At 52.7% G+C, this 18,314-nt stretch carries 15 protein-coding genes; 7 read left to right on the top strand and 8 right to left on the bottom strand.

All coding sequences use genetic code 11. The features are described 5' to 3' along the window. The first annotated feature begins 70 nt into the window (after nucleotides 1-70). Nucleotides 71-397 (top strand): hypothetical protein, encoded by a 327-nt coding sequence (locus tag SH668x_RS05360; RefSeq protein ID WP_437187666.1) that lies wholly within the window; start codon nucleotides 71-73, stop codon nucleotides 395-397. Between the two features lie 88 nt (nucleotides 398-485). On the opposite strand, the gene thiO is transcribed toward SH668x_RS05360, so the two are convergent. Genes thiO through SH668x_RS05345 form a run of 3 tightly spaced genes read right to left on the bottom strand, consistent with a single transcriptional unit; the run spans nucleotide 486 to nucleotide 3,711 of the window. Next, nucleotides 486-1,559: a glycine oxidase ThiO gene (gene thiO, locus SH668x_RS05355; protein ID WP_437187665.1), complete on the bottom strand. Its 1,074-nt coding sequence runs from the start codon at nucleotides 1,557-1,559 to the stop codon at nucleotides 486-488. Further along, complete coding sequence (locus SH668x_RS05350) at nucleotides 1,559-3,427, bottom strand: c-type cytochrome domain-containing protein (RefSeq protein WP_437187664.1); 1,869 nt, start codon at nucleotides 3,425-3,427, stop codon at nucleotides 1,559-1,561. Before SH668x_RS05350 ends, thiO begins: the two co-directional genes overlap by 1 nt. Next, on the bottom strand, nucleotides 3,427-3,711 hold the full coding sequence (locus SH668x_RS05345; RefSeq protein WP_437187663.1) for a hypothetical protein: 285 nt from the start codon (nucleotides 3,709-3,711) through the stop codon (nucleotides 3,427-3,429). Before SH668x_RS05345 ends, SH668x_RS05350 begins: the two co-directional genes overlap by 1 nt. 222 nt (nucleotides 3,712-3,933) lie before the next feature. Between SH668x_RS05345 and murC the strand changes: the two genes are divergently transcribed. Together murC and murB are read left to right on the top strand one after the other, a co-directional pair. After that, nucleotides 3,934-5,349, top strand: coding sequence for a UDP-N-acetylmuramate--L-alanine ligase (murC, locus tag SH668x_RS05340; protein WP_437187662.1), 1,416 nt, complete (start codon nucleotides 3,934-3,936; stop codon nucleotides 5,347-5,349). Continuing rightward, nucleotides 5,306-6,184 (top strand): UDP-N-acetylmuramate dehydrogenase, encoded by an 879-nt coding sequence (gene murB / locus SH668x_RS05335; RefSeq protein WP_437187661.1) that lies wholly within the window; start codon nucleotides 5,306-5,308, stop codon nucleotides 6,182-6,184. Before murC ends, murB begins: the two co-directional genes overlap by 44 nt. Before the next feature lie 114 nt (nucleotides 6,185-6,298). Here the strand turns inward: murB and SH668x_RS05330 are convergent, their stop codons facing one another. The 3 genes from SH668x_RS05330 to SH668x_RS05320 form a co-directional block, all read right to left on the bottom strand. Beyond that, nucleotides 6,299-7,693, bottom strand: a complete 1,395-nt coding sequence (locus SH668x_RS05330) for an anthranilate synthase component I family protein (protein WP_437187660.1) — start codon at nucleotides 7,691-7,693, stop codon at nucleotides 6,299-6,301. Next, the gene (locus SH668x_RS05325) at nucleotides 7,690-9,117 is read right to left on the bottom strand and encodes a DUF6513 domain-containing protein (protein ID WP_437187659.1); all 1,428 of its coding nucleotides are present in this window, start codon (nucleotides 9,115-9,117) and stop codon (nucleotides 7,690-7,692) included. Before SH668x_RS05325 ends, SH668x_RS05330 begins: the two co-directional genes overlap by 4 nt. Before the next feature lie 131 nt (nucleotides 9,118-9,248). Then, complete coding sequence (locus SH668x_RS05320; protein WP_437187658.1) at nucleotides 9,249-10,229, bottom strand: hypothetical protein; 981 nt, start codon at nucleotides 10,227-10,229, stop codon at nucleotides 9,249-9,251. Between the two features lie 718 nt (nucleotides 10,230-10,947). Between SH668x_RS05320 and SH668x_RS05315 the strand changes: the two genes are divergently transcribed. Next, a complete protein-coding gene (locus SH668x_RS05315; RefSeq protein ID WP_437187657.1) occupies nucleotides 10,948-11,544 on the top strand; it encodes a cob(I)yrinic acid a,c-diamide adenosyltransferase in 597 nt (198 codons plus the stop codon). 20 nt (nucleotides 11,545-11,564) lie between these two features. Here SH668x_RS05315 and SH668x_RS05310 read toward each other — a convergent pair whose 3' ends face one another. After that, on the bottom strand, nucleotides 11,565-12,569 hold the full coding sequence (locus SH668x_RS05310; protein WP_437187656.1) for an NAD-dependent epimerase/dehydratase family protein: 1,005 nt from the start codon (nucleotides 12,567-12,569) through the stop codon (nucleotides 11,565-11,567). Between the two features lie 54 nt (nucleotides 12,570-12,623). Beyond that, nucleotides 12,624-13,343 carry a metallophosphoesterase family protein gene (locus SH668x_RS05305; RefSeq protein ID WP_437187655.1) on the bottom strand — a complete coding sequence of 240 codons (720 nt, stop codon included), beginning with the start codon at nucleotides 13,341-13,343 and terminating at the stop codon, nucleotides 12,624-12,626. A gap of 221 nt (nucleotides 13,344-13,564) precedes the next feature. On the opposite strand from SH668x_RS05305, the gene SH668x_RS05300 reads away from it, so the two are divergent. The 3 genes from SH668x_RS05300 to SH668x_RS05290 all read left to right on the top strand — a co-directional run bounded on the left by SH668x_RS05300 (nucleotide 13,565) and on the right by SH668x_RS05290 (nucleotide 18,288). Then, nucleotides 13,565-13,867: a hypothetical protein gene (locus SH668x_RS05300; RefSeq protein WP_437187654.1), complete on the top strand. Its 303-nt coding sequence runs from the start codon at nucleotides 13,565-13,567 to the stop codon at nucleotides 13,865-13,867. A 350-nt stretch (nucleotides 13,868-14,217) separates the two neighbouring features. Further along, complete coding sequence (locus SH668x_RS05295) at nucleotides 14,218-17,085, top strand: serine/threonine protein kinase (protein WP_437187653.1); 2,868 nt, start codon at nucleotides 14,218-14,220, stop codon at nucleotides 17,083-17,085. Between the two features lie 306 nt (nucleotides 17,086-17,391). Next, nucleotides 17,392-18,288, top strand: coding sequence for a helix-turn-helix domain-containing protein (locus SH668x_RS05290; RefSeq protein ID WP_437187652.1), 897 nt, complete (start codon nucleotides 17,392-17,394; stop codon nucleotides 18,286-18,288). The last annotated feature ends 26 nt before the right edge of the window (nucleotides 18,289-18,314 follow it).

The raw sequence follows: 18,314 nt of genomic DNA, 5'->3' as shown, positions 1-18,314 counted from the left end.
CAATTCAGCAACTGCTCAAGAGAAGTTAACCGATTCATTCACGTCTATGAGTATCGGGGGAACTCTTATTTTGAAAGCCTGTGGATTCATTCTGGACCATCGGGCTCAAATCCTCGATGTCTCCGAAACGACTCTCCGTGTTCGACTCGGGCAGAAATGGTTTGAGCCTCCCCTCCAAGGGAACTTCCGCAAGAAACCAATGGAAGTCAGAATCGCGATCAAGCCTTACAGTCAAACAGAAGACCCGCACGCGATCCGCAAGAATTCCTGCACTGACAATTACTGGTCAGTGACAGTCAGCATTCGTCCGCTCTCGTCCCGTTGGAACTCGAACGAATTCACCGCTGAAGCAAAGCGGATCATGATGAGCCTTCGTTCCTACTTCATGGCCACATGAGCGATCAACCTGCTTCTACCGAAGTCCGGCTCCCGTCGACAACAGTCACGACGCATTGCGAATTGCTGGACGGCTCAAATCAATGATCTCAGCATGAGAATTCTGTCAGGTCAATTGTTGGCGGTTCACCTAGAACCAGCTGTTTGACGACGAGAGCGGTTGCAGGCGAATTGGAAAGCCCAGCGCGGAAATGCCCAGCAGCGATGAACAGGTTGTCATGTTCCGGAACGCCGCCGATGAATGGACAACCTCGATCACTCCGTGGGCGCAATCCGGACCAGTACTTTTCGACGGGAAGGTCAGCGAGAGCCGGGATCATCGAATTGGCAAAACTTCGTAGCTTCTGAATCGCGTCATCCGTGTTTCGTTTCTCGAATCCGATGTATTCTTCGGTCGCCCCAACAAGAATTCTCCCGTCGTTTCGTGGGACAAGGTACTCGGTCCCGCGTTCCACGACAAAATCAAAGAATTTCTCGTTCGCTCGCAAGAGTACGATCTGCCCATGGACCGGAGAGATGTCAAAGGAACGAGGAATTGGGGGAAGGATCTGCGGCGTCCAGGCTCCAGCAGCGACCACGAACTGGTCAGCAGCGAACGCCGAGTTTGACGTGTTCACAGCCGTCAGTCTTCCACCCTCGACCGTCCATTCATGAACTTTCTGGTTCGGATAAAATCGGACTCCATGCAGTTCACAGGCGGTTCGCAACGCCCTCAAGTGCCAGGGATTGCGTACTTGAGCCAGATCAGGAACCCAGATCCCCGATGTCACCGCCGGGCCGATCACGTTGTTCAATTGCTGAAGTTGAGTCGCATCAAGAACATCTGCCCGCAGGTGTCGCTCACGCCAGCGAGAGGCCAAGACCTCGTTATCCCCTGCTGCGTCAATGAGAATCGCACCGCACCGGCGGTAGCCGTTATCAATCCCGGTTTCGGATCGAAGGGCTGCGGTCAACACCGGCCAACGCTGTGAACTGAGAGCTGCAAGTTGATGGGTCGCTTCGTGATGAAGATCCCCAGGGGGAATCATTCCAGCCCCGGCCCAGGATGCTTCGAGTCCAATTTCAGACTGATCCAGAACCGAGACCGATAGCCCCTCAATGGCGAGCTCCCAGGCAATTGTCAGCCCGATCACTCCTCCACCAACTACAACCACATCAGACATCAACGAAGCTTTCGGGAAGACAAGTATCCAGCGGCGATTGTCGCAGGGGAAGCGCCGTAGCTGCTTTGCAAAGCAGCACCGACATTCGCTCCTCCCTCGATCGCATTTATAAAACTCACAAACTTCTCTTGTCCACCACTGGCCAGCAGGTATTTCGTGATTGAGTACCCAACAGCAGCAGTCCCCGATGGGGAGAAGACTCCTTCATTAAAGAGATCTTCCGGTTTTGAGAGGGTTCCGAGTTGCTGAATAGCGACCTTCTCAATCGCATCGGCCCGTTGTTTGTCCGGCACAGCCTGATCTGCCATGGCAAGACCGATCCCCCGAGCAGCCCACTCAGGAATAGGTCTCCCCGACTTCTTCATATAAGCACTGGTCAGGTTCTCAATCAGTACCGCTTTCAGCACTGGATCTTTACCAGCCTGGTCACCTGTGTCGACGAGGACGATATAAGCATCTTCCTGTCCGGCAGTTACTTTTGAATGCCCTGTGGATTCAGGATCAGCGCGCCGACGTTCAACGACCTCACTGAATTCGTTGTAAGAAAACCGATCCTTCAAAACGAGGATCGCCAACCGCCCACGGAATGGATTCTGATCGTTATTGAACGACTTCTGAAGTTTGGCAAGTTCTTCCACAGCCCAGCTTTCGACCTGCTTCAACCGGTCTTCTGGGACATTTCCTGTGATTAGAAAATGATCTCCAGTCAATTTCGGATGCTGTTCCTTGGAAATTGCCCGACGATATGCGTCGTTGGTCCGATCTTCTCGCAATTTTTGGAACGCTTCGGTCGACAATCCAGCCAGATTTCTGAGCAACACCTCTTCTTCGGAGGGGACAAACGAAGAGATCGGAGCACGTGGATCAGCCCCGTCAAACGAGTTCCCTTCCTTGAACCAGGTCACAAGGTCATCGTAGTTTTTCTTCGTGATGCGAGCCTGCCCCTGTGGCATGCGTGGAAGTTCGAGGCCACCGACGAGGCGGAACAAGCGGCTGTTTTCCATATCGCCAGGAATAACCACTTCACCGCTATCTCCCCCCTTCATGATGTCGAAGAACGTCTCGACAGAGAGACCACCGGATTTGCGGCGAGAGTTGTGGCAATTGAGGCAGAGATTCGTAAACCACGGGGCGATGTCCCGTGTGAACAGAACCTGCTCGCCACCTTTTGGCTTGGGAATCGTGACGGATTTCGCTTCCTCCTCGTAGATCAGGTCGGCGAATGTTTTGTCTTCACTCTCTCCATCGAATTTCGCACCTTGATTGACCCAGTCAATGAACAGCTGCTTTTGCTCGTCCGACAGGGCTTCACCGTTGGCCGGCATGCGACCTTTGCCTTCAGGTGCATGCAAACGTGCAATCATCATGCTACGGAATGCGTTTTCAGGAATGATCATCTGCCCGGATTGTCCACCAGTTTTCCATCCGGCAAAGCTATCCAGTCGCAGGCGATTCCGAGGATTTTCTGCTCCGTGGCATCCGACACAGCGGTTGATCACCACTGGTGCAATTTCCTTCATGAAACTGATTGGTTTTTCCGGAACGACAGGCTTTTCTTTCGCCATCCCTTTTTCAACCAGACCTTGCTGCTTCATGATCTGAAGAAGCACTTTGCGAATCGGAGGATCGTTGGCGGTCCCTTTGGCTTCCTGGACAATTTCCTCCAGCCGGGAACTGGATTCCATGAGGATCTTTTGGGCCTCCTGATACTCTTTTTTCTTGATGATCGCAGAGACGCCATTGACCGTCTTGGTCATCTCATTCAGCTCTTTGCGATGCTCTGGTGTGTACTGAGCCAACGCTGCATTCTGACCAAATGCTGAAAACATCAGGCCGACCACAACGACGATGTAACCGAATTTTGACATCAATACCTCGTCTCAGTTGTCATCGAGCCACCCACCGTTGCCACAGGAATAAAAATCATTCCGGTCACATCGAAATAAAGACTCGATCCATTCACCAGTAGGGTAAAATCCAGAGGATCATTTCCAGAAAGAGGACCAATCTCGAAATACCTCTCTTGCTGGATACTCGCAGTATAAATGTCCAGAACGATGGAATAAAGGACGGTCCTCCCCATCACCTGATACAACACAACTCCCAGCTGTGTTCGACCAATTCCCCAGAGATTTCCCAGAAACTGAGACACGTTCGTCACTTCTGACGATCACGCCTCCGCTTTTCGTCCCATTTCTTCAGGGTCATTTACGGGAACTCGCAACCATCAAGTGGATCGCTAACAGAAAGATTCAAGAGGCATTTCCAGCGGTTGCATCGCCTGTCGCCACTGCTCTCTCAGGATCTTCGGAAAGCACTTGACGGCAACTCACAGCACGATCACGATTCGTGTTGATTCTGCCCCGGGGATTTCATGCAGTTGATCGATTTTTCTATCGCATCTCTTCCAGCGAAACGACTGCACCTGATTGGTATCACAGGCGCAGGGATGAAGGCGCTCGCTGAGTACCTCCATCATGCGGGCTGCAGCATCTCCGGAAGTGATTCCAACCCCGATCCGCATGTTGCGAACAGTTTATCGCGACGCGGAATCCAGCTTTACAGCGGTCACGATCCCTCGCAAATCACCTCAGAAGTAGAGGGAATTCTCTATAGCGCTGCGATTCGTGCTGATAACGCTGAACGAATTCGAGGAACCGAACTCAACATCCCCCAGATGTCCTATGTTGAAGTTCTCGCCGAGCTTTCAAAACGTTTCCAGTCTGTCTGCATCGCAGGAACGCACGGTAAAAGTTCGACCTCTGCGATGCTCGGTCAAATCCTGCACTCCGCCCAGAGTCAGGCGTCCCTGATATGCGGAGCAGAGTCAATTGCTCTTGGCAGCAGCGGATGGTTAGGAATAAGCTCAACACTCGTGGTCGAAGCATGCGAATTTCAACGCCATTTCCTGAAGCTGCACCCGCAAATCGGTGTCATTCTCGGGATTGAGCCGGACCACTTTGACTGCTACCCGACATTGGCGGATGCTTGCGAATCCTATGAGCACTTCGCACGCAACATCCCAAAAAACGGCCTCCTCATCTCACGCTCGGACTGCGTCGAGACTGCGAAATTCTCCCGATTTCTTCAATGCCGAAAAGTCAGCTTTTCGCTGACCGACTGTAATGCGGACTGGACGCTCGAAAACAGGCGGATTGACGGGACCTCCAGCCGATTTCAAATCCGGTTTCGTGATCAGCTTTCACCAGAAATCACATTGAGAGCTCCGGGGCTGCATAATGTTCAGAATGGACTGGCGGCGGCTGCCTGTGCTCACGAGCTCGGACTCAGTCTGACGGAAATCGCAACGGGGTTAAACGATTTCCTCGGCATTCGTCGTCGTTTCGAGATTCGGCACCCCTGGCGTGAATCAATCATCGTCGATGATTACGCGCATCATCCAACTGAAATCCGGGCCACTATCCGGGCAGCCCGCGAGATCTTCCCGGGGAAACGCCTGATCACGGTTTTTCAGCCACACCAAATTTCCCGAACATTGGGACTACTGGACGAATTTGCAGCAGCGTTAGACCTTTCAGATCAGACTTATCTGCTCCCAGTTTACGCTGCCCGTGAAAATTCTGCAAAAAAAGAGGCAGAAACATCCCAAAAGGTAATCCAACGGATGACCTCTCCCGCCATGTTGATATCGGCTCTTGACCGAGTCTGGGGAACACTCCAGACTGACGCGAACAAAGCTGCCGTAATATTGACATTGGGAGCGGGGGACATCTCCCGCATACATCATGACGACATTGACGAAACTTGGCGATCTCATCCGCTTCAATGAGCCGATGGCTCAGCATACATGGCTCAAAGTTGGTGGGCCGTCGCAAATGTATTCAGAACCTCGAACAGTCGAAGATCTCGAGAAGCTGATCAAAGCTGCTGAGGCGGACGGAGTACCGGTCCGCATGATCGGCGGCGGGTCGAACCTGCTGATCCGCGATGAAGGTGTCAGCGGGCTCATCATCAAATTGACCGGCGACGCATTCACAGGGGTTCAAATTGAAGGGACGACCGTTCGAGCAGGGGGAGCAACTTCTCTTTCAAACGTCATCTCGCAATCGGTTTCTGAAGGACTGGCTGGCCTGGAAACTCTGGTTGGCATCCCAGGAACGATTGGCGGCGCTGTCAAAGGAAACGCCGGCGGTCGACACGGCGAAATCGGCGGGCTGGTGAAATCTGTCGACGTCATGACCAGTCGCGGCGAACGGTTCTCTCGAAGTGGTGACGAGCTCACATTCGGCTACCGCTTCAGCAGCATCAACGAACTCGTCATTCTCAGCGTCGAACTGGAACTCAAACAGGGCGATATCGACGAGATCACTCGCCGCATGCGTCAATTGTGGATCACAAAGAAAGCCTCGCAGCCATTCTCCTTCCAGTCAGCTGGATGCATTTTCAAGAATCCTCGTGGATTGAGCGCCGGTGCACTGATCGAGCAATCTGGGCTGAAGGGAACGAAGGTCGGGAATGCTGAAGTGAGCGATCGACACGCCAACTTCATCGTCACACATGCAGAAGCAACTTCCGCAGACGTTCTGAACCTGATCGACCTGATCCGTTCCCGCGTCAACGAGAAGCATGGAATCGAACTCGAAACTGAAATCGCGATCTGGTAGCACTCCGGACGAAGCGATTCGCATACAGATTTCATCGAATGACCAGCAGCCTCCTCACGGACTGCTGGTCATTTGTCTTTGAGGTGATGTCGCGAATCTGCTTCTGCTGAATCTCTATAGCGAATTCAGCAAGCCACGGGCTTTATGCAGGGTTTCCTCGTACTCCTGCTGTGAGTCAGACTGCACGACCACGCCGCCCCCCGCTGAAAACGCCAACCAACCGTGCCGCTGAGTCATTGTTCGAATCAGAATATTACTGTCTGCCGTACCATCGAAGCCATTGTAGAACAGGCTCCCACAGTACGGACCGCGTGCGACCTGCTCCAACTCCGCAATGATCTCCATGGCGCGAATCTTCGGAGCTCCCGTGATTGAGCCGCCCGGAAATGTCACTCGCATAAGATCCCAAAATGAGCACTCGGGCCGCAGGGTGCCTCGAACTTCTGAGACGAGATGGGTGACAGTCTGATAGGCTTCGACAGAACAGAGTTCCGTCACTCGAATCGAATGAGGCAGACAGACACGCGACAGGTCGTTCCGCAACAGATCGACGATCATGACGTTCTCTGCCCGATCCTTTTCACTTTCCCGCAATTCATCGCGAGTAAAGAGATCCGCTTCCGGAATCGTCCTGCGGCGGCGCGTTCCTTTGATTGGTCGAGTGGAGACCTCCCCTCCCCTCACCTGAAGAAACCTCTCCGGTGAAGACGACAACACACTCCAATCCTGATGTGCGAAGTATCCAGAAAAAGTCGCGGGATTCTGAACTCGCAGCCGTTGGTATTGTTCTACTGGATGACGGGTCGCTGGAGCCAAGAGCCGCTGGGAGAGATTCGCCTGAAAGATGTCACCCGCCCGAATGTACTCGATGACTTGATCGACGGCTCTCAGATATTCCGGATGCGTGAAATTGCTGCGAACATCTGAGTTCGAGTGGAGTCGATGTTCGTTCTCTAAACTCCACGGGTTGCTGGGAGCTACCTGAAATTTCAACTCCGGCCCGGAGAGTGAGCGTTTTACCGACTCCAACTGAGACTGAGCCAATCGCATTCTGGCGGCCGGGATCTCTTCCGGAAATCCGTGCCCGATGAACCAACACCGTTCCTGAAGATGATCCCAGGCCAACACCCAGCCATAAAAGCCAATCACTGCGACAGGAATCTTAAACTCATCACGAGCAGCGGAAGGGATTGCCTCAAAACAGCCCCCCAACTCGTACGACAACATCCCGGCAGCCCCCCCCTGGAAGGGAGGAAGCCCTTCGATCGTCGCCACGGAGTACCGCTCGAAATTCGCAGCCAATTCATTGAAAGGATCAGCCCCGTACTCAGGGGTCTGCACTTCGTACGTTGCAAATGGTTCAGCCGCGAGAAACGAATATCGCCCCAACGTGGCGTTTACCGCGGAACTATCGAACAAAACAATTCCAGTCCGATCACTCAGTCGGTTGAATGCCGCCGCGACTGTCGGTGGAGTGACGAATTCATGAACGTAGGGAAGAGTGTTCACGGCTCTTCTCCAGTTTGATTCGCTCGTCGACGCTCATGGGCGCTCAATTCAGGGACAGTGAGGAATCCCCAACGAAGTGCTTGATCTTGTTGATACTGTTTTCCCAGCGTCAACGCTGTCACAGCCTTGCTCAACTCGTACCCCAAATAAAACGCATGCTGAGCGTCAAGAGTTGAATTTGAAACAGCAAACTGATCGAAGAGTTCAAATACATCTTGACCACGCCAGTAGCCATCCCGATTCATGATGTGAATTTCATTGCGCTCTACAAAAATCCGATAGTTCGGATCTTTCAGTTGAGAGGCAAGTTCCTGAAGTGTTTCTGCTCCCAGCTCTTGAACTCTTGGATCGCGAAGCATCACCAGTTCGTGGCTTAATCTCTTCGGCGGAACACGATTGTCGATTGCGTATTTTGCGAGTCTTCTTGAGCGATCAAACTCACGCACAGCCGTCTGACACCAGCTCGCGACCTGAGTCGTGAGCACACTCTCAACGCGAAGCTCCTGACAGATCGATGCCAACAGGAAGTTCAGCCCGGCACTGTCAACCTCGCTGAGTTCGGTCACATTTCCGATCCCCATCATAATTGGGGTCTCGGGAGCAAGTCGCCGTGTTTCGTAATATCGAGACAGGGATCTAGCGAAGCCAAAGCCGATCGGTTCGAGGATGGGATCGAGACGATAAGGGCACCCACAGGCAGCAAGTTGTTCCGCTGTACGCCACATGGAATCGAGATCTTGAGGATCATCGGGGATGACCACCAGTTCGACTCCGAGTTGCGACGCCCACTCTACATTGGACGAGTTACAACTCAGCACCAGTTCGGCACCTGCCTTAACTGCCGCTTCCACTTCCTCTCGGTCAAAACTGTCAACCGACAACCGGCATCCGGCATCGCGCAGCCGTTTCACTGCCTCACCGATCTGACGCCATGTCGCCCCAGGGATACAACCGACATCGATCAGGTCTGCCCCTGCCGTTTTCAGTGAGACTGCGTATTCAAGCAGATGCTCCATCTCCATCAAAGGAGCGTGGTTGATCTCCGCAATGATGGCGATGTCATAGTTGGTAAGATCGACGGGCCCCCTCGCTTGAGTCCCCAGGAAATTCGAGAGATCAAGAATATCCTTCGGGCCGCGTGAGAACGGGATACCGAACTGCTCTTCCAATTCACTGAGATCGCCCTGACACCATCCGGGGACGATGACGCGATCAAATTCGCCTTCGATCACCAGTTTTCGTTTCAGCCATTTCACGTGCATCAGGGCTGCCACTGAAATCCCAACAACCGTCAGGTGATACGAAAATTTCGCGTTCAGACTGACTTCGTCGACGACCTTCCGCACAACCCCCTCGGCCAGTCGTCCAGTGACGAAGAGCAATCGCTCGTGAGGTTTTCGATCGGTAGTCGTCGAAGCGGACAAAACAGGCCTGAAATTCAAGGTGGAACGAATAGCTCAGCCAACGATGGTCTGCCAGAAACACCGACAGCGTGGTCGATCAAAGGTGAATCGTACCACGCTGTCCGTCATTCAAAAATCGTTCACACTGAGAATTACCAGACCTGCAATGGCCCAGCAGGTCGTGCACAGTATGGCTGCGAAAAGTGCGGATAATATCGGTACCCCTCTTCAATTCTTACCTTGTGAATTGAAGCTGGCGGCAGATCCGAACTGGGAGTCGGTCGTCGCTCATGCAGTTCGGGGGTGACATTCTGTTCAATCACCTGATTGGAGATTCCGAAATCAGTAACTACGGGTGCTTCCAATCGTGGAGTGTGGTGTGGCACCAGCTGCTCTGGAATCGGTGCGATTGACTGATGCCCTCGGAATTCTGTTTCCGAGTATCCGCCGAAATGAGTTCCGGAGTGATATCCGCTCAGCGGGCCTTGATAGAACACGCCCCCTTGCGAGCGATAAGGTCGATCACAAGGCTGGTAACCAATTGCGTCACAACGCAGTTCGCCAGTCGATTCAATCATGTCTCCGGTTGGAAACGCTGGGAGTTCCTGACAAGGTTGCTCGCAAGGAGTGACGATCGGCTCGACGATCGGGGTTGGAATCTGTTCTCCGCACGGCTCACCACAGGGAACTTCCACGGGAGGAATTTCATTGCAGGGAGTCTGCTCACATGGAACTTCCGATTCCGGGATTGCAACCGGGGGAGTATTGGTGGTCACCGGTGGAACAGTCACCACCGGAGTTGAACATGGCAGGCCACTCACGAGCGTATCGCCAACAACAATATCCTGTTCAGACCCGCGTTCGCGCAGGTGTTCATCGAGAAATCCGGACCCGGCGGTAAAGGACTTGATCTTGTTGTGAGGTCCTCGAGAGACCATTCCACCATATCCATAGGACTGATCGATTCGACGGAAGGAGTTGGCAAGATCAGCCATTTCTCCACCGATGGAATCGCGAACCGCGACCATCATCACAGTCAGTCCGAGTACTCCGACTGTTGCTAGTAAGACAAGCTCCGCCGAGAGAACGAATCCCCCTTCGTCGGCCAGAAAGTCTTTGATCAATTTTGTCATTGTGTGCTCCCCTCAGATCAAAGTGAGTCCAAGCTGGAAAGCAAAAAACCTCGGGAAACCGGGAGCAGGCTCAGCAGCGAACCGAATTGGTCTGCACCACGAAGCCATGCCGACTCGTGTCGCACAACGCTGACGCAGCGTTGAGGTCAGACCAACCTCTCCCGATTTCACGAGGAGTCGGACGGTTTTCACCGTCGGAGGCGATGTCTCAGGTCGCCACACACGCTCTCACTGGCAGCGCGGTCACGCTGCCACTTAGTCACCCTAACTCCAAAAATAGTTACAACCGGAAAAATCAAGCGATCCATCGCACTCAGCAGAATCGGATTAATCGCTAAATTCGGCACAACCCGTACCAACTCACGCCCGGAGCACTGAACCAACGATGCAAAATCGCCACAACTTTTGTTCATGCATTCGGTTGTAATCAGCAACACGAGCGAAGCGACGAACTGCTGCCGGCGAGGAGAACCTCAGCGATGATTCAAAAACGACTCAAATCGTTAAGCCAAGTGACCAATTTCCTGATCACAATTGACACAGGAGTGATCCCATCAAGACAAGTCGATCCCCGTCAGCGAGACGAAGAATGCAAAACGCCTCCCGTTGCATGTAGCGAAGCTCTACGGCAGTGATGGTTCGCCCAGCTGCTTCGCGAGCGATAAGATGCCATCGCAACTCTGCGATCCTGAAACGTCTAAATGAGAATCAGAACGGCATGGTTTACCTCAATCGCATCTACACCCGATCTGGCGACGCCGGCGAAACTGGACTCGGAGATGGCTCCAGGGTTCCTAAAACCCATTCCAGAATTGGAGCCTACGGAACCGTCGATGAGCTCAATTCATCCATCGGTGTCGCCATCGCGATGGGAAGCCTTCCCGAGGAGATGCAGCAGCGCTTGACGATCATCCAAAATGATCTGTTCGATGTGGGAGCCGACCTTTGCGTTCCCGAATCGGATGTCCCCCCTGAGTATCCGCCACTGAGAGTCGTCGAGTCTCAGGTCTCTCAACTGGAACGGTGGATCGATTCCCACACGGACAGTCTGCAGCCACTCACCAGTTTCATTCTTCCGGGAGGAACAGCAGGAGCAGCTTTGCTGCATGTCTCGCGAACAATCTGCCGCCGGGCTGAGATCGCGGTTCTTGCGCTGATGCAGCAGGAAAAAGTCAATGAGCAAACAATGATCTACCTGAATCGACTCTCAGACCTGCTCTTCGTCATGGCTCGAAGCGCCAATGATGAAGGTCGCGCAGACATTCTCTGGAAACCTGGGAACAGCCGCAATCAAAGTGAATCACCTTCTGCATGATCGCGACGCTGCAGCAGTGGCTACTTTTCGGCAGCGAATCGCTGGACATCAGGAGCAAGCCGCTGCATTGCGGTCTCGAACGAAATCTGCGGATCGTACCCGAAGTCTGCGCGGGCTCTTTCGACAGAGTACGTGTGTGATTGGCTCAGTTGTGAAGCCAAAAAACGGGTCATAGGGGGATCGCTTTGAATCCCGAATGATTTGTAAATCAATTCACAGATTCCGCCGATGCCGCGCGCTAATCCAGGAGAGATGGAACGAGTCACTGGCGGCAGGTTTCCGAGCGACAGAATTTGGTTGATCCAATCCCAGAGCGAGACGGGTTCGGGTTCATTGATAAAATAGGCGCGCCCCGCACAACGACCAAAGCCAGCGAGTTCGTCATCTGCTTTCAGATGGGCCGCTGCGGAATTTTCGACGTATGACATGGAAATCAAATTGTTCCCATCGCCTATTCGACGTAAGCGTCCGCTCTTCACTTTCTGAATCAACGTTGGAATCAGATGGTTGTCTCTGGGGCCCCAGATTAAATGCGGTCGCAGCGCGACGGTCCTGAGTCCTTGGTGCGAATTCGCTTCCAGCACCGCTTTCTCTGCGAGTGCCTTGGAATGGGGATAATGACAGAGATAGGAATCGGGATAAGGGAGTGATTCATCTGCGTTGAGATGCGCTCGACCATCGTAAACGACGCTCGGAGAGCTCGTGTAAACCAAACGTGATACGCCTGCATTCTGACACGCTGCGATGACGTTGTGGGTCCCGAGCGTGTTGATCTCAAAGTACTTTTTCCAAGGGCCCCAGATTCCAGGAATCGCAGCGACATGAAAGACTGCTTCCACCCCAGTCATCGCACTATTGAGCGTCTGCGGATCGCGAAGGTCTCCTTGAATGACCTCGATCCCCTGTGCCTGGAGTTCTGGATAAGCTCCACGCGAGAAAACCCGGACAGAATCTCCCCTCATCTGAAGTTGCTCGACGATGTAACGCCCGAGGAAACCGCCGCCGCCTGTCACCAATGCCTGCATCGAGATTAAGTCTTCTTCAGAAGTTAGATGTTTGAAGATCAGCCGCCAGACGGGCTACTTGAATGAATCCATCTCTTCTCGAGACAGGTTCCCGCCACTTCGTAAAACCGCTCCCGTCAGGGCCACTGCCCATTCCGGAATCTCCGATTCTGCGGACTGCCGGAGGCACTCATCAATGTCGTATTCGACCCGTTTCAGAATGACTTTTCCATCTTCAATAATTGCATAACTTGCCCGCCAATCTCCGTCTCTCGGCTGCCCCACGCTCCCGGGATTGATTAATTGGGTTCGACCGAGATCGAGATGGAATTGCAGGTGAGAATGCCCGACGCAAACGAAATCGGCATCAATTCCGGCAAGTCGCTGCGTCCACGCCTCAGGATCGGCTGCCAGATATTCATCCATAGGATCACGCGGAGTGGCGTGAATGAGAAAAAAATTCGATTGAGCGACCCGATAAAACGCGGAAACGGGCAACCTTCCGAGGAACTTCATCCGTTGCGGATCAATCTGGTTCCAATGGAATGGACGAACGGCAGCGGCCAAACGTCGATATCCGGTCGTCCCCGTCGCTGGGACTCGCTGAGCAACTGCATGGTCATGGTTTCCACGAACCGTTGCGTCTGAGTATTTCCGTACCCAGTCGATGCATGGAAGCGGATTGGTCCCGTAATCGACGATGTCCCCGATGACGACGCAACGATCGAACTGCTCTCGAATTGCACTGAGAGCAGTCCAGTTGGAATGAATATCTGATACAACGAGTATTCGCATAAAATCGTCAAATTGAATCGCTCACACAACCAGAAGTCCGTTATGATTGCGACAGGTTGTCCGTGTGAGTTTACTCCCTGAATTCGACGACTTTCAAAGATCTCTCATCGCATTTTGGTGAATTCCAGCAAGATCTGTCACCAGAATGCAGCCTGTTCAAGGGTGTCGAGTCTCAGGAACGATGATGCGCTCCGGTTCTGTGGTCCACAAAGGGATTCGCAATGCCTCTCAATGACATCAGTAGTGCTCCGCTCCAGAAAAAGCTGTCTCAAACGGAGTTTGTAGCGAGAGAACTTCGTGAATTTCTCGAACAGGGAGTGATCCCCAAGGCCCAAACTCTCAAAAGGACCGCAGAAGATGGCCTCAGACAATGTGATCTGGTGAGAATCACTGATCAAACGATCAGGAGCACCGTTGAACAACTACTGACCGCCACGACGATTTCGCAAGAATCGATTCAGAAGCTCCAGAAATACCTGGACCTCATTGAGGCCGATTTTGAAAATACTTTTCGCAGGCGGTAGACTGAAGTCGCAATGGAATTTCCCAATTTCAATAACTTGAAGCCGTTTCAAAACTCACTGAAACAACAGTCGGCATCGCAAAGTAAGAATGAGTTGAGAGATCTGACTGAAAACCGAACACTCCCCGAATCGAGTGTCCGAATTTCAGTTTGATCAAATTTGAGATTCAGTCGCTTTATTTCGAACTCTTCGGACATACACGCGTCAGATCTCCGAAGACCATTGTCAATCAAGACCTTTCGGTTCGCTTTACTGAAATTCTGGGATGCCAGATTAGTGAAGCGGCAAGCACATCAATCATCACGTCCAAAGCTGTTTCCTAAACGCCAGTTGGTTTATGGCGGAATTTCATGTCTGAACTGGGATTTCATCAATCGCACGGTTCGAGCGAGGTTGGTCTGACTTTCATCAGACCGCTGCCGCAGGGGAAGAGTGCGCTTGGATCAGAGGCTCCTGGCAGCGGAATTCGTCAGTTTTCTCATTCCATTGCGGAGAAACTCTTCCCTTCCCAAGCTCAAGCGGATCATTCCGATCACAGGTTGATCACGGGCGTTTCGCTTGGTCATTTTCAGATTGAGGAACGGATCGGTCGAGGTGGAATGGGGGCGGTTTTCCGTGCGGTCGATAAGCGTCTCGGACGCGTTGTCGCGGTGAAGGTGCTCACTACAGAACACTCCTCCGACCCGGAAGCTGTACAACGGTTTGAGAACGAAGCGCGGGCGGCGGCCAAGTTGGACCATGAAAATATCGCCCGAGTGCATTACATCGGCGAAGACCATGGAATGCACTTCATCGCCTTCGAGTTCGTTCAGGGAGCGAACGTTCGAAATCTGATCCTGCAAAAGGGGCGATTATCTTCGTCTGACGCCATTAACTACGTCATTCAAATTGCTGAAGCTCTCCGCCAGACGAGCGCCGCGAATGTTGTCCATAGAGACATTAAGCCGTCGAACATTATTATCACCCCGTCGGGTCGGGCCAAACTGGTTGACCTGGGACTAGCACGACAAAGCAACACTGAACGCTCTCAGGAACTCACGAGCGTCGGAACAGCTTTGGGAACGTTCGACTACATCGCTCCAGAACAGGCGATGGATGCTCGCAAGGTGGACGTTCGCAGCGATATTTATTCACTGGGATGCACGCTCTACCACATGCTCACGGGGAGTCCACCTTATCCCACGGGGACGATGTTCGAAAAGGTGATGAACCATCATAGTGCGGTTCCACCGAATCCGATGGAGAAGAACCGGTCAGTCACCCCCAAGCTGGCTCGCATCTGCCAGAAAATGATGTCGGCAAATCCGGAAGATCGGTACCCCACTCCTGAAAGTCTCATTTCGGATCTCGTCGTCGTTGCCGACGAGATGGGCCTCGAGCCGACAACCTCGGAGGCAATGATCTGGAGGCCGAGTTCGGAATTTTCCAAGGCAAGTCGCTGGAATGGAATTCGGACCTGGAGTCTCGTTGCATTGGTTCTTCTGGCGCTCGTCGCTGCAGACCAAATTCGTTCGCTTACTCTCAATCCATCGGCCAGCACAGCCCAGTCGTCTCCAATCCCCGAAATTCCGATCGACCTTGAACGGAGTGGGAGCACTTCTCTTTCAACCGAAATCAATGTGCCACCACTTGCCCCCGGAATTAAGTCGGACAATTCGTCGAGTATGGCGGACCTCCCGCCGTCTCCACTCATTCCGTTCACGTACGATCAGAGACGACAGGAGAGCCTGATCGGATCTCTTGGACTCTTGAAATCCCCATTAAACCTCAATCTTCCTGAAGCGGCGGCGACATCTCCGAAATTGGACACGCAGTCGGCAGCCACAAAAGCAACGGGGTCTGTTACTGACACTGGCACTTCCGGCATGGCAACACTGCCGACCATCGCGACCGAAACAAATCCGCCTAAAATTCAGATGCCAACGACGAGCGAGAATAGTGCTTCCGTGATCGGTCAGGATTCGTATTTGGTCGTCAATCCTTCATCGCCCGCGAATCCTAACCAGGAAGAGTTGATCCCTCGTCAGTCTTTGGCTGCTGCCTGCGCGATTGCAAAAGATGGATGGATTATCGAACTCCCAGCGAATTTCCCCATCCTCACTCTGGAAGAGTCGATCCAGATTGTGGACAAGAAAATTCAGATTAGACCCTCGCGACACCAGGATCCACTTCTGGCATCAAGACCACTTTTGCGAGTTGATCTCTCTGCACAGCGGGCACTCGGTTCGCTGACAAGAAACGCTCAGATGTTCGCGATCAACAGGGGTGCGGTCGAAGTCAATGATTTTGACATTGAGATGATTGTCGCCCCGAATGCGATCGCTGACTGGTCAATGGTCTCGCTGATCAATGGATCGAGATTTATCTCGCGCGGCTGTACGTTCACGATGGTCAATCCCGCCAACGTCAAAGCGACTCTCATCGACATCCCGTTCGTCGAAGCGAGCGATCTTCCCGAGAGAATGCCGGACCGCATGTTGATCCGTGACAATTCCGTGGAGTTAGTTGATTCCATTTGCCGTGGACAGTTTGATTTCGCAGTCCAGCAGAACCTCAATCCATTTAATATCGTTCTTCAGAACACAGCCATCGCAACCTCCGGATCTCTCCTGAGAATGAACGGTTCAGACTCGTATGCGATGAGCCTCGATCCAGACGATGATGGAGTGACAACGGTTTCCATGAACCATGTCACGATGATCACCGGACGTGGTCTACTGTATGCCAACTCAGGTCTACATGGTTCGACACCTCGGTTTGAATTCACAATGAATGACTCTGTGGCCAGTGTGATCAGCAACAATCAGATCAAGCAACCATTCATTGAACTCTCTGGAAACGAGGAAACGGAATTCATTCTGGACCGCGTCCACTTCCAGCGGCAGTCCTCCCCGAGCTATGTTTCGATTTCCGGGCCCTTCTGCCTGATTGATTCCATCACATCCCTCCTTCCCGGCGAAAGCCGTGAAATGAGTCCGCAGGCGATCGGAGCGACTCAGATTCAGGTTGTCCTGGAGAATCTGCTTCAGGTTCCCGTCGGATTGAAATTGACCGACTGGCATCGACTTCAGCCGATCGAATTTGAACTCCACCTCTCGGATGGTAATCCTGCGATCGGACTTCCGAACGGCACGCAGGACGCCGGGGTGAATTGGGAAGCGGCCAGAATTCCCACCACTCTCCCGGAGTTCCGCGCCTCTTCGTCCAATTCCAAATGACGCAACACTCGATTGTATAATAAATTCAAAATTCCAATTCTGCCCTCTTGATGCAGCCTGGAATTCCGAATTTCCGTCGCCTGAACTCACATCCATCGGCGACTTTTAAAGAAGTTTCTTCCAAGAGTGGGAACTGAATCGGTTTGGTCTAGAATAGGGGACTCAGTAGCATAACGTCTTTGCTATCAACCCATTTGTGATCGACTTCGATCGGACCTTGTTTCAATTCGACCTCGCGATGCGACGGGGCAGATTTTCGAGCAGGCAGCGTTCTTTCTTTTGAAGTGTTCTGAAGTGCAAGATTTAGTGACCCCCAGGCAAGTCGCGCAGGCGATCAACGTGAGTGAGTCCTCGCTGAAGCGCTGGTGTGACCAAGGCCTGATTCCGTTCATCAAAACAGCTGGTGGGCACCGCCGCCTGCCAGTTAACGGGGTCCTCACTTTCTTGCGGACTTCCGGGTTCGAGATTACCCATCCGGAAATACTCGGCCTGCCCGCCACAACGCTGGGAGGAAAAGGACGCAAACTCAACTCAGAACGTCAGAGACTGGTAGCTGCTCTGATGAATGGGGACGAAGCCGTCGGAACAGAAGTCATTTTCAACCTGTATCTGGCCGGAAACTCGATTAGCACCATCTGTGATGATGTTCTCATCGAGGCGTTTCAAAGCATCAGAAATCAATGCTCGGGAGGCGATGTCCCGGTCTATCAGGAATGCCGCTCTTACGAAATTTGCATTCGCATTCTGCATGGATTCCGACGAGCGCTCCCGGAAGTGGCCCCCTCCGCAGTCGTCGCTCTGGGCGGAACTCTCAATGGCGACACCGATACACTTGGATCGTTGATGGCGGAGTTGGTTCTACGAGAAAACGGTTGGCGTGCCTGTTCCTTCGGGACATTCACTCCATTTCTATCACTTCGTCAGGCACTCTGCGATATGGGGCCACGACTCTGCTGGCTTTGCATCTCATCCATTCCAGATCAAGAAGTCTTCGTCAGCGAGTTCGCGAAGATTTCCGAACTGGCCATTCAGAACAATGTCGCAATCGTGCTCGGGGGAAAAGCATTTACTCCTGAACTTCGCTCACGACTTCATTACAGTAAATACTGTGAGCGATTTTCCGAACTCGAGCAGTTCTCAATGGAAGTGCTGCCGACGTATCAGGTTAAAGTAGACGAAATTCCACCGCACGAAATGCCCTAGCAGGGAGCCTGTGCGAGTTCGGCATC

This window comes from Planctomicrobium mucosum, from assembly GCF_051466335.1.
In the GTDB taxonomy this organism is placed as follows: domain Bacteria; phylum Planctomycetota; class Planctomycetia; order Planctomycetales; family Planctomycetaceae; genus Planctomicrobium.
This window is presented reverse-complemented; position numbering and strand designations above follow the sequence as displayed.

What these genes read in the sequence shown, in the direction of transcription:
- thiO (WP_437187665.1), bottom strand. Translation starts at nt 1,559, where the DNA reads ATGTCTGATGTGGTTGTAGTTGGTGGAGGAGTGATCGGGCTGACAATT.
- SH668x_RS05350 (WP_437187664.1), bottom strand. Translation starts at nt 3,427, where the DNA reads ATGTCAAAATTCGGTTACATCGTCGTTGTGGTCGGCCTGATGTTTTCA.
- murC (WP_437187662.1), top strand. Translation starts at nt 3,934, where the DNA reads ATGCAGTTGATCGATTTTTCTATCGCATCTCTTCCAGCGAAACGACTG.
- murB (WP_437187661.1), top strand. Translation starts at nt 5,306, where the DNA reads ATGACGACATTGACGAAACTTGGCGATCTCATCCGCTTCAATGAGCCG.
- SH668x_RS05320 (WP_437187658.1), bottom strand. Translation starts at nt 10,229, where the DNA reads ATGACAAAATTGATCAAAGACTTTCTGGCCGACGAAGGGGGATTCGTT.
- SH668x_RS05315 (WP_437187657.1), top strand. Translation starts at nt 10,948, where the DNA reads ATGGTTTACCTCAATCGCATCTACACCCGATCTGGCGACGCCGGCGAA.
- SH668x_RS05310 (WP_437187656.1), bottom strand. Translation starts at nt 12,569, where the DNA reads ATGCAGGCATTGGTGACAGGCGGCGGCGGTTTCCTCGGGCGTTACATC.
- SH668x_RS05305 (WP_437187655.1), bottom strand. Translation starts at nt 13,343, where the DNA reads ATGCGAATACTCGTTGTATCAGATATTCATTCCAACTGGACTGCTCTC.
- SH668x_RS05300 (WP_437187654.1), top strand. Translation starts at nt 13,565, where the DNA reads ATGCCTCTCAATGACATCAGTAGTGCTCCGCTCCAGAAAAAGCTGTCT.
- SH668x_RS05295 (WP_437187653.1), top strand. Translation starts at nt 14,218, where the DNA reads ATGTCTGAACTGGGATTTCATCAATCGCACGGTTCGAGCGAGGTTGGT.